The 13,314-nt window shown below is 65.9% G+C and carries 14 protein-coding genes; 9 read left to right on the top strand and 5 right to left on the bottom strand.

The window, feature by feature from the left end:
- The first annotated feature begins 1 nt into the window (after position 1).
- Positions 2 to 1,156 (top strand): epoxide hydrolase family protein, encoded by a 1,155-nt coding sequence (locus AC1DY7_RS19905; protein WP_477495557.1) that lies wholly within the window; start codon positions 2 to 4, stop codon positions 1,154 to 1,156.
- On the opposite strand, the gene AC1DY7_RS19900 is transcribed toward AC1DY7_RS19905, so the two are convergent.
- A complete protein-coding gene (locus AC1DY7_RS19900) occupies positions 1,128 to 2,537 on the bottom strand; it encodes a purine-cytosine permease family protein (protein WP_477495422.1) in 1,410 nt (469 codons plus the stop codon). The genes AC1DY7_RS19905 and AC1DY7_RS19900 overlap by 29 nt on opposite strands.
- A 308-nt stretch (positions 2,538 to 2,845) precedes the next feature.
- Here AC1DY7_RS19900 and AC1DY7_RS19895 point away from each other — a divergent pair, with 308 nt between their 5' ends.
- Genes AC1DY7_RS19895 through AC1DY7_RS19880 form a run of 4 tightly spaced genes read left to right on the top strand, consistent with a single transcriptional unit; the run spans position 2,846 to position 6,902 of the window.
- Complete coding sequence (locus AC1DY7_RS19895; RefSeq protein WP_477495421.1) at positions 2,846 to 3,961, top strand: ABC transporter ATP-binding protein; 1,116 nt, start codon at positions 2,846 to 2,848, stop codon at positions 3,959 to 3,961.
- 54 nt (positions 3,962 to 4,015) lie between these two features.
- Positions 4,016 to 5,200, top strand: a complete 1,185-nt coding sequence (locus tag AC1DY7_RS19890) for a polyamine ABC transporter substrate-binding protein (RefSeq protein WP_477495420.1) — start codon at positions 4,016 to 4,018, stop codon at positions 5,198 to 5,200.
- Between the two features lie 2 nt (positions 5,201 to 5,202).
- Positions 5,203 to 6,078, top strand: a complete 876-nt coding sequence (locus AC1DY7_RS19885; RefSeq protein WP_477495419.1) for an ABC transporter permease — start codon at positions 5,203 to 5,205, stop codon at positions 6,076 to 6,078.
- Positions 6,075 to 6,902, top strand: a complete 828-nt coding sequence (locus tag AC1DY7_RS19880; RefSeq protein ID WP_477495418.1) for an ABC transporter permease — start codon at positions 6,075 to 6,077, stop codon at positions 6,900 to 6,902. The genes AC1DY7_RS19885 and AC1DY7_RS19880 overlap by 4 nt, the downstream gene beginning before the upstream one ends.
- Before the next feature lie 9 nt (positions 6,903 to 6,911).
- Here AC1DY7_RS19880 and AC1DY7_RS19875 read toward each other — a convergent pair whose 3' ends face one another.
- Positions 6,912 to 7,262 (bottom strand): hypothetical protein, encoded by a 351-nt coding sequence (locus AC1DY7_RS19875; protein ID WP_477495417.1) that lies wholly within the window; start codon positions 7,260 to 7,262, stop codon positions 6,912 to 6,914.
- A 55-nt stretch (positions 7,263 to 7,317) separates the two neighbouring features.
- Positions 7,318 to 8,226 (bottom strand): EamA family transporter, encoded by a 909-nt coding sequence (locus tag AC1DY7_RS19870; RefSeq protein WP_477495416.1) that lies wholly within the window; start codon positions 8,224 to 8,226, stop codon positions 7,318 to 7,320.
- A gap of 214 nt (positions 8,227 to 8,440) precedes the next feature.
- On the opposite strand from AC1DY7_RS19870, the gene AC1DY7_RS19865 reads away from it, so the two are divergent.
- Entirely contained in the window at positions 8,441 to 9,679 is a 1,239-nt protein-coding gene (locus tag AC1DY7_RS19865; protein WP_477495415.1) for a mechanosensitive ion channel family protein, read from the top strand.
- Positions 9,680 to 9,688: 9 nt separating this feature from the next.
- Positions 9,689 to 10,162, top strand: coding sequence for an RDD family protein (locus tag AC1DY7_RS19860; protein ID WP_477495414.1), 474 nt, complete (start codon positions 9,689 to 9,691; stop codon positions 10,160 to 10,162).
- A gap of 15 nt (positions 10,163 to 10,177) precedes the next feature.
- Here the strand turns inward: AC1DY7_RS19860 and AC1DY7_RS19855 are convergent, their stop codons facing one another.
- Positions 10,178 to 10,561 (bottom strand): hemophore-related protein, encoded by a 384-nt coding sequence (locus AC1DY7_RS19855; RefSeq protein ID WP_477495413.1) that lies wholly within the window; start codon positions 10,559 to 10,561, stop codon positions 10,178 to 10,180.
- Between the two features lie 263 nt (positions 10,562 to 10,824).
- Between AC1DY7_RS19855 and AC1DY7_RS19850 the strand changes: the two genes are divergently transcribed.
- Positions 10,825 to 11,364 carry a cysteine hydrolase family protein gene (locus AC1DY7_RS19850; RefSeq protein WP_477495412.1) on the top strand — a complete coding sequence of 180 codons (540 nt, stop codon included), beginning with the start codon at positions 10,825 to 10,827 and terminating at the stop codon, positions 11,362 to 11,364.
- A gap of 70 nt (positions 11,365 to 11,434) precedes the next feature.
- A complete protein-coding gene (locus tag AC1DY7_RS19845; protein ID WP_477495411.1) occupies positions 11,435 to 12,445 on the top strand; it encodes an alpha/beta hydrolase in 1,011 nt (336 codons plus the stop codon).
- A 2-nt stretch (positions 12,446 to 12,447) separates the two neighbouring features.
- Here AC1DY7_RS19845 and AC1DY7_RS19840 read toward each other — a convergent pair whose 3' ends face one another.
- Positions 12,448 to 13,257, bottom strand: coding sequence for an acyl-CoA thioesterase domain-containing protein (locus AC1DY7_RS19840; protein WP_477495410.1), 810 nt, complete (start codon positions 13,255 to 13,257; stop codon positions 12,448 to 12,450).
- Positions 13,258 to 13,314 lie beyond the last annotated feature (57 nt).

The following is a 13,314-nucleotide window of genomic DNA, read 5'->3' as shown; positions in this document are numbered from 1 at the left end:
CATTGCGCCCTTCCGCATCGCGGTGCCCGACGACGAGCTGACCGATCTGCGGCGGCGCCTGGCCGCAACCCGCTGGCCCGAAGCCGAATGCGTCGACGACTGGAGTCAGGGCATTCCGCTGGCCTACACCCGTGAGCTGGCCCGGTATTGGGCGGAAGACTATGACTGGCGGGTCCGCGAAGCCGCGCTGAATCGCTTCCCACAGTTCACTTCCAGCATCGATGACCTGGACATCCACTTCATCCACCAGCGTTCGCCGCACGACGGCGCGTTCCCGTTGCTCATCACCCACGGCTGGCCCGGGTCCATCGTCGAGTTCCAGAAGGTGATCGCCCCGCTCACCGATCCGACCGCCCACGGCGGCCGCGCCGAGGACGCCTTCCACGTGGTGTGCCCGTCGCTGCCCGGCTACGGGTTCTCCGGCAAGCCGACGTCCACCGGCTGGGGTGTGGAGCGCATCGCGCAGGCCTGGGACACGTTGATGCACCGCCTCGGTTACGACCGCTACGGCGCCCAGGGTGGGGATTGGGGATCCGCGGTGACGACGCAGATCGGGCGAAACGGGGGCGGCCGGAGCCGCTCTGGCGGCGACATCAACGGGTGCATCGGCATCCACACCAACATGCCGATCGGCCGTCCGCCCAAAGCCGCCCTGGAATCCCCCGCCGAGGAGGACGCCGCGATCCTCACCGCGCTGCACGCCCATCGCAAGTGGGGCACCGGCTATTCCAAACAGCAGTCGACGCGGCCCCAGACGCTCGGCTATGGGTTGGTGGACTCCCCTGTGGCACAACTGGCCTGGATCGTGGAGAAGTTCTGGGCGTGGACCGACTGCGACGGCCACCCCGAGAATGTGCTCACGCGCGATGAACTTCTCGACAACGTGATGCTGTACTGGATCACCGGCGCCGGCGCCTCATCGGCCCGGCTGTACTGGGAGAGCTTCACCGGCTTCGGGCAGGGTGAACGTGTCGAACTCCCCACGGGTGTCGCGGCTTTCCCGAAGGAGATCCTGCGCACCCGGCGCAGTTGGTGCGAGGACGCCTACAACATCACCCACTGGACGACGATGCCGCGCGGCGGGCACTTCGCCGCGTTCGAACAGCCCGAACTGTTCGTAGAGGATGTCAGGACGTTTTTCGGGACCGTGCGTTGACGAGCCGGTAGCCGCCGTAGAGCACCACGGCGACAACGAAGTTCACGAAATACGCGACATCGGCGCCGTGCCATGCCACGGCGACCGGGCCCTGGATCAAGGTGGTGTTCATGAACGGGATCGCCGCCGCGTAGGACACCACGAACACCAGCAGCGCGGCGAACCCGTCTGCGCGGCGCGTCGGCTCGGTGGCGACGTCCACGGCGGGGTCGACGCGTCCCCAGGTCCGCAGCAGCCAGTCGATGACCACCACGGCCACGAAAGCCGGGATCCAGTAGCCGACGAGCAGCAGGACATCCTGGAAGCGGGTCGCGGTGTCGGCGCCGTGCAACCACAGGATCAGGGCGAAGGCGACCACGGTGACCAGCGCGGCCGAGAACGGCCTGCGCACCTTGACTCCCATGGTCTGCAGGGCCAGGGAGCCGCTGTAGTCGTTCATCACGCCGGACCCGATCGAGGCCAGCGCGATGATCAGCAGGGCCACCGCGCCCAGGATGCCGCCGCCCATCACGTCGCGCACCCCGGCGGCCGTGTGGTCACCGATCACACCGGCTGCGGCGATCCCGATGGCCTGCACGAACACGTACGCCAGCACCATGCCGCCGAAGGTGTAGCCGAAGACCTTCAGCCGGGACGACTGCGCGGGCAGGTAGCGGCTGAAGTCGGCGGCGTAACTGGCCCATGAGATCGACAGGCTGAGCGCGATGGTCACCTCGAGGACGAACGCACCGACCAGATCGGGGCCGGCCACCGCCGCGGCGGTCACCACGTCATGACCGCTGACCAACTTGACCGCGAAGACCACGAACGTCACGAAGAGCACCACCGTGAGGACGGCCTGCAGTCGGTGGATCACCTCGTAGCCGAAGAATCCGACGGCGCCCTGGATGGCGAGCACGATCAGCACCGCGGCCCAGAACGGGATGCCGAGCAGCACCGAGAGCGCCTCGCCGCCGAACAGTCCGACGAGCGCATCCCAGGCGATCGACGACAGCCACTGCAGCGCGGCGGGCAGCACCACCCCGGGCCCGAAGGCCAGGCGGGCGGCGGGCAACTGAGCGGTGCCCGTGCGCGGCCCCCAGGTCGACAGGTAGCCGACCACCAGTCCGCCGAGAACGGTGCCGATGACCATGGCCACCAGTCCCAGCCAGAATCCGAGTCCCAGCGTGATGGCCAGGGTTCCGGTGAACACTCCGGTCATGTTGACCTGCGGGGCGAACCACACCGTGAAGAGGCGCCCGGGGGTGCCGTAGCGCTGCTCGGCCGTCACGGGAGCGATACCGTGCGTCTCCACGGAGAGATCACCGGCTCCGCTGGGCGTACGCCCTGAGAATGGTTCTGCGTTGAGTCCCCGGAACGTGCGTACTGCCCCACCTGTCATGCGACTATTCGATCACGGGCGGCTGGACCAGCCTGTTCCCTCACCACCGATGGCGGGGCGCGCCCCATCGGCGCGCCGGATTCTGCCTATATTTCGGATCTTTACTATGGATTCCATTGTCAAAATGTAAATTCGTTGCGGAATCGCTTGCGAAGGTTCTTGCGATGGACAAAGGTTAGGGGCGCAACGACCACCATGCCGAGGGAGGTCCGGTTCTGACCGGCACACATACCACCGCCGCGGATCACGCGACGGGAGAGGACGGGGCCACGTCGACGAAGGCGGCCCCGGTCATCGAGATCGACCACGTGACGAAGCGCTTCGACGACTACGTCGCGGTGGCCGAGGCCGACTTCACCATCGGCTCCGGCGAGTTCTTCTCCATGCTCGGCCCGTCGGGCTGCGGGAAAACCACGACGCTGCGCATGATCGCCGGCTTCGAAACGCCGACATCGGGAGCCATCCGCCTCGAGGGCGTCGACGTGTCCACAGTTCCGCCGCACAAGCGCAACGTGAACACCGTTTTCCAGCACTACGCGCTGTTCCCGCACATGACGGTCTGGGACAACGTCGCCTATGGGCCACGCAGTCGCAAGAAGTCCGCCAAAAAGGACCCAGCCGAGATCAAACGCGCCGTCGACGAGATCCTCGAGATCGTCCGGCTCACCGATTTCGCCAAACGCAAGCCCGGTCAGCTCTCCGGTGGCCAGCAGCAACGGGTGGCTTTGGCCCGTGCCCTGGTCAACTACCCCAGCGCTCTGCTGCTCGACGAACCCCTGGGCGCGCTGGACCTCAAACTGCGCCACGCCATGCAGTTCGAACTCAAGCGCATCCAGCGCGAGGTGGGGATCACGTTCATCTACGTGACCCACGATCAGGAGGAGGCGCTGACGATGAGTGACCGCATCGCGGTCATGAACGCCGGCAACGTCGAGCAGATCGGCACCCCCACCGACATCTACGACCGGCCCGCGACGGTGTTCGTCGCCGGCTTCATCGGTCAGGCCAACCTGTGGGCGGGCCGTCAGACCGGGCGGGCCAACCGCGATTTCGTGGAGATCGAGGTACTGGGCTCCACCCTGAAATCCCGCCCCGGCGACACGACCATCGAACCGGGCGGCCAGGCCACCCTGATGATCCGGCCGGAACGGGTTCGCGTCACCACCGAGGAGCCGGTCGGCGACGTAGTGTCGGTGCGAACCACGGTGCGCGATATGACCTTCCAGGGCCCGGTCGTGCGACTGGCCGTCGTCGCTCCCGACGAGTCGGTGGTGGTGGCCCACGTCGGGCCCGAGCAGGATCTGCCGATGTTGCGGCCCGGTGACGAGGTCTATGTGAGCTGGAGCCCGGACGCTTCCCTGGTGCTGCCCGCCGCCGACATCCCCACCACCGAGGACCTCGAGGAGATGCTCGACGACTCGTAGCGGTCGCCGAACATCCTGTCCCCCAACTGTTCAGAATTTGACGAAAGGTCCCGCATGTCCAACGAGATCGACCCCCGGCTGCTGTCCCGCATGGCTTCCAACCGGACCAGCAGGCGGCGCTTCATCGGCGGTGGTGCGGCGGCAGCCGCGGCGGCGATACTGGGCCCGTCGTTCCTGGCGGCCTGTGGCTCCAGCGACAGCGGGACGGCAGCCAGCAGCACCCAGGACAGTGGCCCGGCGTCGGGCACGTTGCGCGTCTCCAACTGGCCCCTGTACATGGCCGATGGATTCGTCGCCGCCTTCCAGACGGCCTCCGGAATCACGGTGGACTACAAGGAAGACTTCAACGACAACGAGCAGTGGTTCGCCAAGAACAAGGAGCCGCTGTCGCGCAAGCAGGACATCGGTGCCGACCTCGTCGTACCCACGCAGTTCATGGCCGCTCGGATCAAGGGGCTGGGCTGGCTCAACGAGATCAGCGATGCCGGGGTGCCCAACCGCAAGAACCTGCGCCCGGACCTGCTGAACTCGCCCGTCGATCCGGGCCGCAAATACACCGCGCCGTACATGACCGGCATGGTCGGCCTGGCCTACAACAAGGCCGCCACCAAACGGCCGATCACCAAGATCGACGATCTGTGGGATCCCGCCTTCAAGGGCCGGGTCAGCCTGCTCTCCGACATCCAGGACGGCCTGGGCATGATCATGATGTCGCAGGGCAATTCGCCGGAGAGCCCGTCGACCGAGTCGGTGACCAAGGCCGTCGACCTGATCCGCGAGCAGAAGGACAAGGGGCAGATCCGTCGCTTCACCGGCAACGACTACGCCGACGATCTCGCGGCCGGCAACATCGCAGTGGCACAGGCATATTCGGGCGACGTGGTCCAGTTGCAGGCCGACAATCCGGACCTGGAGTTCATCGTTCCCGAGTCGGGCGGTGTGTGGTTCATCGACACTCAGGTGATCCCTTACACCACGCAGAATCAGAAGGCCGCCGAGGCCTGGATCGACTACGTGTACGACCGCGCCAATTACGCCAAGTTGATCGCGTTCACCCAGTACGTGCCGGTGCTCTCGGACATGACCGACGAGTTGAACAAGATCGATCCCAAGCTTGCGGCCAACCAGCTGATCAACCCGCCCGCCGACGTCCAGGCGAAGCTGAAGTCGTGGGCGACGCTCACCGACGAGCAGACCCAGGAGTACACCGGTCTGTACGCCGCAGTCACCGGCGGCTGATCATGGCTGGAGCCGCCACCAGCAACAGGCAGCGGAGCAAGATCGCGCCGTATCTGATGATCTTGCCCGCGCTGGGCTACCTCGCGATCTTCTTCGTGGTGCCGTTGTTCTCCTTGGCGCGCACCTCACTGTCCACCTCGGGCGGGTCGGTGTATCTGCCGACGCTGGAATTCGGTTGGAACTTCGGCAATTTCACGAAGGCGTTTCACCTCTACCAAGATCAGATCCTGCGGTCGTTCGGCTATGCGGCCGTCGCCACGGTGGCGTGCCTGCTGCTGGCCTTCCCGCTGGCCTACGTGATCGCTTTCAAGGCAGGCAGATTCAAGAATCTGATCCTTGGTCTGGTGATCCTGCCGTTCTTCGTCACCTTCCTCATCCGCACGCTGGCGTGGAAGACCATCCTGGCCGATGACGGCTGGGTGGTGAGCATCCTCAACACCATCGGCCTGCTGCCCAGCGAGGGCCGGCTGCTGTCGACCAGTTGGGCCGTGATCGGTGGCCTGATCTACAACTGGATCATCTTCATGATCCTGCCGCTCTACGTCAGCCTTGAGAAGATCGACCCGCGCCTGCTGGAAGCCTCCCGTGACCTGTACTCGTCAGGACCGCGCAGCTTCCGCAAGGTGATCCTGCCGCTCTCGCTGCCCGGCGTCTTCGCCGGCGGCATGCTCGTATTCATTCCTGCGGTAGGTGATTTCATCAATGCGGACTATCTGGGCAGTACCCAGACGACCATGATCGGCAACGTCATCCAGAAACAGTTCCTGGTGGTCAAGGACTACCCCGTCGCCGCGGCGCTCAGCCTCGGGCTGATGGTGCTGATCCTCGCGGGCGTGCTCATGTACACCCGCGCCCTGGGTTCGGAGGACCTGGTATGACCGCCACGCTGCCGCAGTCGGTCGCCAAACCCGTTCGGGCCCGCCCCAAGTGGGGTGACCTGGTGCTGCGAATCATCGCGGGCCTGGTGCTGCTGTACCTGTTCCTGCCGATCTTCGTGATCGTGCTGTTCTCGTTCAACCACCCGGCAGGCAAGTTCAACTACACCTGGCAGGGCTTCACCTTCGACAACTGGCTGCACCCGTTCAAATATCCCGCCCTGGTGGAGGCGCTCAAGCTCAGCTTGAACGTGGCGCTGGTGTCCACGTTGATCGCGCTGGTACTCGGCACCCTGTTGGCGATCGCCCTGGTGCGCCAGCGGTTTCGCGGCCAGAAGGCAGTCGACACCTTCATGGTGTTGCCGCTGACCGCACCCGAGGTGGTGATGGGTGCCTCGCTGCTGACGTTGTTCCTGGATCTGCACTGGGCGGCCGGCTACACCACCATCGTGATCGCGCACGTCGCGTTCGAGGTCAGTTTCATCGCGATGACGGTGCGGGCGCGGGTGCGCGGTTTCGACTGGACGTTGGAGGACGCGTCGCTGGATCTCGGTGCAGGCCCGGGGCGGACCTTCTTCAAGGTCACCTTGCCGCTGATCGTGCCGGGCATCATCGCCGCGGGCATGCTGTCCTTCGCGCTGTCGCTGGACGACTTCATCATCACCTACTTCGTCAGCGGTTCCACCGTCACCTACCCGCTGTACGTCAACGCGGCGGTGAAAGCGGCTGTGCCACCGCAGATCAACGTGTTGGCCACGGCGATTCTGGTGATCAGCTTGATCCTGCTCGCCGGGGGAACGCTGTACCGGCGCAAGCGGATCGACTGAGCTCCCTCTTCAGGTCAGCGTCGCGGTGACCGAAACGGCACCCTTGGCGTCCCGGGTGGCCACGGCATGCGCCGGTCGATCGGCGCCGTCGAGCCCGAGGAACACCAGTGGTGCGCCGTCCCCGGTGAAGTTGCGCCACCAGTTCTTCTTGTCCGGCATGCCGACGCGCACGGTGACGGTGTCGCCTGAGCGCCGGTAGCTCACCGGCAGTTCGAAGGTCTGGCCGGACTTGCGGCCCTGATAGCGGATGACGACGCTGCCGCGGCGTAGCAAGGCGCCCAGTACCGGAGCGTGCATCACAGCGACGAACGCCCCGTTGAACGCGCGGACGAATGGCGAATCAGCGAAACCTTTGGCCATCTGACCGAGAGTATCGATACCGCCCGTCCTCGGCGAGTGTGCGCGGAATGCACGCTTATTGCGGCGCGCCCCTGTGCAAACACGCGCGCTCGCGGGAAATAGAGGCGTCGGGCACGGGCGGCGAGGACCGCGCACCGGTGCGGGCCGCGCCGATACCGGCGGCGACGACCGCGACGATGCCGACGACGGCAAGCGGCGCGGGCACCTGGTGCAGGATCAGCAGCCCCATCAGCATCGCGAAACCCGGCTCCAGGCTCATCAGCGTGCCGAAGGCGGCAGTGGTGAGCCTGCGCAGGGCCAGCAGTTCGAGGGCGAACGGAATGATGGGCAGCATGATCGCCAGGCCGATGCCGATCAGCACGATCTCAGGGGTGAGCCTGCCGAACACCGTCGGCCCGGCCACCGCCGTCGCGACGAGGGCCGCGACGGGCATGGACACGGCCAGCCCGGTGATCCCGGCGACCTCGTCCCCCACCCGCTGCGTCAGCAGGATGTACAGACCCCAGCAGACGGCCGAGCCCAGCGCGTAGAGCACCCCGACGGGATCGACGGACCCCGCCCAGGGTTCGGTCAGCAGCAGCACACCCGCAGCGGCAAGCCCGGGCCACAGCAGGCGCTGCCGGCCCGAGCCCTTGGCCACGGCAACGGCCAGGGGCCCGAGGAATTCCAGCGCACTGGCCGTGCCCAACGGGATCCGCGCCACGGCCATCATGAACAGCAGCGTGATACCGGCCGTCACCACGCCCAGCACCACGCACGCCAGGAACGCCGACCGGGTGAACGCCGAGCGGCGTGGCCGCACCAATGCCAGCATCAACAGACCTGCCCAGGCCAGGCGCAGCCATGCGGTGCCCTCGGGTCCGATGTCGTCGATGAGCCCGACCGCGATGGCCGCGCCCAGCTGCACCGAGCACATCGCGGCGATCGCCATGAATGCGCCGGTTCGGGCGGCAGTGGTGGTCATCTCTGCATTGAACGGCAGCCAGAACGTTCACGTCCACGTGATATCTACTGACATATCGTTCACGGTCATCGAACATTCGAGGGCTGTGACCCTCATCCCAATGATCGCGATCGTCGGGTCATCGCGTTTACCCGCGGCGGCGGCGTGGGAAGGCTCCACAGGTCGACATCGTCGTCGGATGCACACTGCCCCCGATCTCAGGAGCACGTCGTTAATGACCGACACCACCGAGCTCGATACCGCCACCAACTTCGCCGTCACGGCGGCCTGGGTGGCCGGGTCCGTCGTCATCGCCTACGGACTCAGTTTCGCGCTGTCACGCCTGCTCGCCCGGCTGGGGAGACGCAGTCGCCTGATCCGCGACATCGGGCACCTGACCCGCAACGCCGTGCGGGCCGCCCTGATCGTGATCGCGGCGTCCGCCGCAGTACGCCGCACCTCCGACATGCATGCCAGCTGGCGCGGCTGGGTCGACCATGCGCTCGTGATCGCCCTCATCGCCACCTTCACCTGGGTGGCGGCCAGCCTGGTGATGGTGGCCGAGCGGCAGGCCATCGCGCGCTTCGCCGGCGGCGACGAGGGTCTGACGGACGCCGACCGGCACCGGCGAAAGATCCGCACTCAGGTGACGGTGCTGCGGCGGCTCGTCATCGCCGTCGTCGTCGTGCTCGGGTCGGCCGCAGCGCTCATGACGTTCCCGTCCTTCAGTGATATCGGCAAGACGCTGTTCGCTTCTGCGGGAGTGCTTTCCGTGGTCGCCGGCCTGGCCGCGCAGACCTCGTTGGGCGCCGCGTTCGCGGGGATCCAGATCGCCTTCTCCAACGCCATCCGGGTCGGCGATGTCGTGGTCCTCGAGGATGAATGGGGCCGCATCGAAGAGATCACCCTGACCTACGTCGTGATCCACCTGTGGGATGAGCGACGGCTGGTACTCCCCTCGACGTACTTCACCACCAAGCCTTTTCAGAACTGGACGCGCAACGCCACCGAACTGCTCGGCACCGCCGAACTCGACGTGGATTTCACCGTCCCGTTCGAATCGATGCGGGCCGAACTCGACCGGCTGCTGCGGGCGGATCCCTTGTGGGACGGCCGGGTCGGTGTGCTGCAGGTGACCGACGCCGTCGATGGACGGGTGCGGGTTCGGATGTTGGTGAGCGCGGAGAACGCGGGCGCGCTGTTCGATCTGCGCTGCGATGTACGTGAGGGAATGGTCAAGTGGCTGCAGACCAATCCGGGCGCGCTCCCGCGCGGCCGCATCGATGGTCTCGGCGAAACCGACGATCAGGTGCGCACGCCGGCGGTCGCCCCGCAGCCCGCCCGTCAGGCCGACTCGGCGCTGTTCAGCGGGAGTCCGCAGGCCGAACGTCGCGGCCGGGTCTTCGACGACTCCGAACAGCATGACGAACTCGAGGACGAGTCGAAGCTGGTGGGCGGCCGTTCCCCTGCGTAGATTGATGCCATGACCAGTGGTGACCAGGTGTCTCAGCCGTGGCAGTACCAGGCCCAGAAGCCCGCCGTCGCCGGCAACCTCGGTCGCCGGTTCTTCGCCCGGTTGATCGACGGCATCATCGTCAGCATCGCCAGTGGCTTCGCGGTGGTCTCACTCGATTCGGTCTCGAATATCCTTGTCACCGGGCTGTTTTCGGGACTGCTGACCTTCATCTACTTCGTCGCGTTCGAAGTTTCGGTCGGCTGGACGCCGGGCAAGAAGATATTGGGGCTACACGTGCGCGGGCCACACGGCCGGCCACACCCCGACCTGAAGCAGTCGGCGATCCGCAACGCGTTCACCTTGCTGGCCGCGGTGCCCTACCTCGGCGGGCTGCTGGCCTTCGTGGCGTACGTGATGATCGCGGTGTCGATCAAGAACAGCCCGTGGCGCCAGGGCACCCATGACGACCTGGCCGGTGGGACGCAGGTCGTCAAGGGTTGAGCGCGGCTGGGCGGCTCAGCCGGCCATGAACTCGCTGTAGGCCGAGGCCATCTCCGGTGAGAGCACCGTGGTGTTGCACGCACGCTGCTTGTCGGCGATCGGCGACAGGATGTTCTTCAGCTCGACGTACTCCTGCGGGTTGGCGGTGAAGTACGTCCGGATGCTCGCCGACGCAGCCTCGCGCGGCTGGGTGTAGATGACGGAGACGGCCTGATTGGCGCCCGGGTGGGCGTTCAGGTAGCCCTGCGCGGCACCGGTGGTCTGCTGGACGGTGGCGTCGAGCGCCGGCCGGCTGCAATCGGCCGGATCGGCGGACGCGATGGGGGCCAGCAGCATGCCGAAAGCTCCGGCTGCAGCGAGGGCGGAGAAGGCGATGCGATTGCGGAACGTGACTTTCATGATGAACAGATATTCCTTCGAGTCGTTCAGTTTTGTTCGGGACCCGACCCGATTTCCACCATACGGAAACCTTCAAACACGACGAACGACGGCGTCGGCCCGATTTCGGGCCGTTACAGCAAACAGACGTGAGGTCGCTCGCAGTTTTGCGCCCGATGGAGGGTTGTTGCGCTGGATGGATCGGTCGCTGATGACGTCGAGGCCAAAGCAGGACAGATCGTGGCGTTTTGCGTGACCGAATTGTTATCGGGTATCCCGCCAGGGTGGCTGAATGTGCACTCGTCGTGGTCGATATGTTCAACGAATATCAACATGAGGACGCCGATCAGCTCGCGTCCAACGTCGAGAACATCGTCGCTCCGTTGGTGACATTGATCGGTGCCGCGAGGTCTCATGACGGGGTAGACCTGGTGTACGTCAACGACAATCGCGGTGACTTCACGGCGAGCAGAGACGACCTCGTGCGAGAAGCGTTGCGCGGGCGCCGTCCGGAACTCGTGAGGCCTTTGGTGCCCGACCGTGATGCGTTGTTTCTGACCAAGGTTCGGCACAGCGTCTTCTACTCCACCGCGCTGGACTATCTGTTGCAACGGTTGGGCACCACAACTGTCGTCTTTGCTGGTCAGGTTACCGAACAATGCATCCTCTACAGCGCGCTCGACGCCTACGTGCGCCACTTCGATGTGGTGATCGCCCGCGATGCGGTGGCGCACATCGATGCTGATCTCGGGCGGGCGGCCCTGCAGATGATGGAGCGAAACATGCGTGCCACCATCGCGGACTGCACTTCTTGTCTGCCCTAGCTTTGCCCGTTCACGTTTCAAGCGGTCGCCATCGGGTACTTTTCCTTTGCTTTTCACAAGGGAGGAACACGTGGACGTCGATCACGGTGCCGATTCGATCACCGCTCTGCGGCACCACACCTCGCGTAGCCCGCAATCGGTGGCGCTGGCAGCCTGGTCGCGCCTGATCCTCAAGAACACACTGCGTATCTGGGCCAGATTCCCCGACTTGGGCTGGCCACTGGCCTCGGTGGACCGCATGGCCGGACTCGTTCCGCAGTCGGTTTCGGCTGTGTCACAGCGCATTGCGCTGCCGCATTGCCGGGCCGAACTGGTCGGCAAGCGGAATCCCGCTGCGCAGCGGGCGATTCTGTACCTGCACGGTGGGGCTTTTCTCACATGTGGCTTGAACACCCACCGCTCGATGGTGGCTCGGCTGTCCGAGGCCGCGGACGCCGAAGTGCTCAATGTGGGCTATCGGTTACTGCCGGCGAATCGGTTGTCGTGTGCCGTCGAGGACGCGCTCGACGGGCTGGACTGGCTGTTTCGGCGGGGATATCGGTCCCATGAGATCGTCATCGCCGGCGATTCGGCCGGGGGCTACCTGGCGCTGGCCAGCACCCTTGAACTGATTCGCCGCGGCGGCGGCCCGGTCGCCGGGGTCGCGGCGCTGTCGCCACTCACCGACCTCGATCCCCGCCGGAAACTTGCGGGCCGCGGCGCGGGATCCTGTTCGATGTTCCCGGCTAATGCCTTGGCGATGTTCGCCCGCTACGTGCGTCGCGGCGACCAAACGTTGCCCGCCGAGGGCGGCGGTGAGGTGCTCTCTCCTGCGGACGCCGATCTGACCGCGATGCCGCCGGTGATGATCCATGCCAGCACCGGAGAGATCCTGCTGCCGGACGCCGAACTGATGTATGAGCGCCTGCAAGAGGCCGGAACCCCGTGCGAGTTGCACCTGTGGGACGGTCAGATCCACGATTTCCCCTTGGCCGCGGACGTTCTGCCGGAGGGACGTCGCGCGCTCGAGCACGTCGGTGCTTTCGCGAAGAAGGTGACCGCGGCCGGCGCGGCGATCGGTCGGCACGCGGCTGCAGGCTGAGCTCAGCGGGTGCGGTCTGGGAAGGGGTCGTCCGAGAAATCGATCTGCGCGGCCGGGTTGGCCACGGCGGTCACCATGCCCGTTCCGAAGGCGCCTGTGCTGTCGAACAGCGTCGACGTCCCGACGGAGATACCGTCGTCGGCCCAGTGCGAATCGGCCTGCACGCCGATCCAGTCGTCCTGGGGCAGTCGGGACAGCGCGACGGTGAGATCCCCGTTGATATAGCCGACGCCTGCCGTCCCGAGGTTGGTGACCAGGCTGGTGCCCTCCGCGGCCATGGCCGCCCGGACGAATGGTGAATTCTCCTCGGTGGCGACGACGTCGATGGTGCGATTGACGAAGCGTTTGCGTGAGGTGTTCTGGTGGTCGGCGATGGCGTTGGTCCAGCCGACGTCGTCACTGCCGATACCGATCCCCCGGGTGTCGTCGCGCTCCATGGGGCCGGTGAAAGTCGTTGGTGCAAACCATTCCTGGCCGCGAGGCGATTCCGAGAGCCGGTACTGCACCAGCGTGGCGCGCACGACGGTCACACCTTCCTGAACCAGTTCACACTCGGCGTTGCGCACCCGGCGGCCGTCGCGCACCAGGGCGAGCTTGGCGGTGGTGGGCACGCCGCGGGCGGCCTTGAACAGGTCGACCGTCAGCCTGGCCGGTAGGAATTCGGGCCGCCCGAACGCGCTTTCCAGGGTGCGGGCCACCAGACCGACGAGGGCCGGGCCGTTGAGGTGGTCAGGACCCCAGTGGCTCTGCGCGTATGCGGTGGGCAGGAACGTGTCCTGCTCGGTCTGGGTGAAATGAAACGGACGTGCCATTGCCGCATCGTCGCACAATGCTGATTGTGCGCCACAGCGCAGTGCTCATCGTGCGCC

Source organism: Mycobacterium sp. P2_H7 (genome assembly GCF_056403275.1).
Note: the sequence above shows the minus strand (reverse complement) of the source record. Positions and strands in the feature narration are given on the sequence as shown.

Bases quoted from the DNA above. Each gene is read 5' to 3' on its own strand.
- AC1DY7_RS19900 (WP_477495422.1), bottom strand. From the start codon at position 2,537: ATGACAGGTGGGGCAGTACGCACGTTCCGGGGACTCAACGCAGAACCA.
- AC1DY7_RS19890 (WP_477495420.1), top strand. From the start codon at position 4,016: ATGTCCAACGAGATCGACCCCCGGCTGCTGTCCCGCATGGCTTCCAAC.
- AC1DY7_RS19885 (WP_477495419.1), top strand. From the start codon at position 5,203: ATGGCTGGAGCCGCCACCAGCAACAGGCAGCGGAGCAAGATCGCGCCG.
- AC1DY7_RS19880 (WP_477495418.1), top strand. From the start codon at position 6,075: ATGACCGCCACGCTGCCGCAGTCGGTCGCCAAACCCGTTCGGGCCCGC.
- AC1DY7_RS19875 (WP_477495417.1), bottom strand. From the start codon at position 7,262: ATGGCCAAAGGTTTCGCTGATTCGCCATTCGTCCGCGCGTTCAACGGG.
- AC1DY7_RS19870 (WP_477495416.1), bottom strand. From the start codon at position 8,226: ATGACCACCACTGCCGCCCGAACCGGCGCATTCATGGCGATCGCCGCG.
- AC1DY7_RS19865 (WP_477495415.1), top strand. From the start codon at position 8,441: ATGACCGACACCACCGAGCTCGATACCGCCACCAACTTCGCCGTCACG.
- AC1DY7_RS19860 (WP_477495414.1), top strand. From the start codon at position 9,689: ATGACCAGTGGTGACCAGGTGTCTCAGCCGTGGCAGTACCAGGCCCAG.
- AC1DY7_RS19855 (WP_477495413.1), bottom strand. From the start codon at position 10,561: ATGAAAGTCACGTTCCGCAATCGCATCGCCTTCTCCGCCCTCGCTGCA.
- AC1DY7_RS19840 (WP_477495410.1), bottom strand. From the start codon at position 13,257: ATGGCACGTCCGTTTCATTTCACCCAGACCGAGCAGGACACGTTCCTG.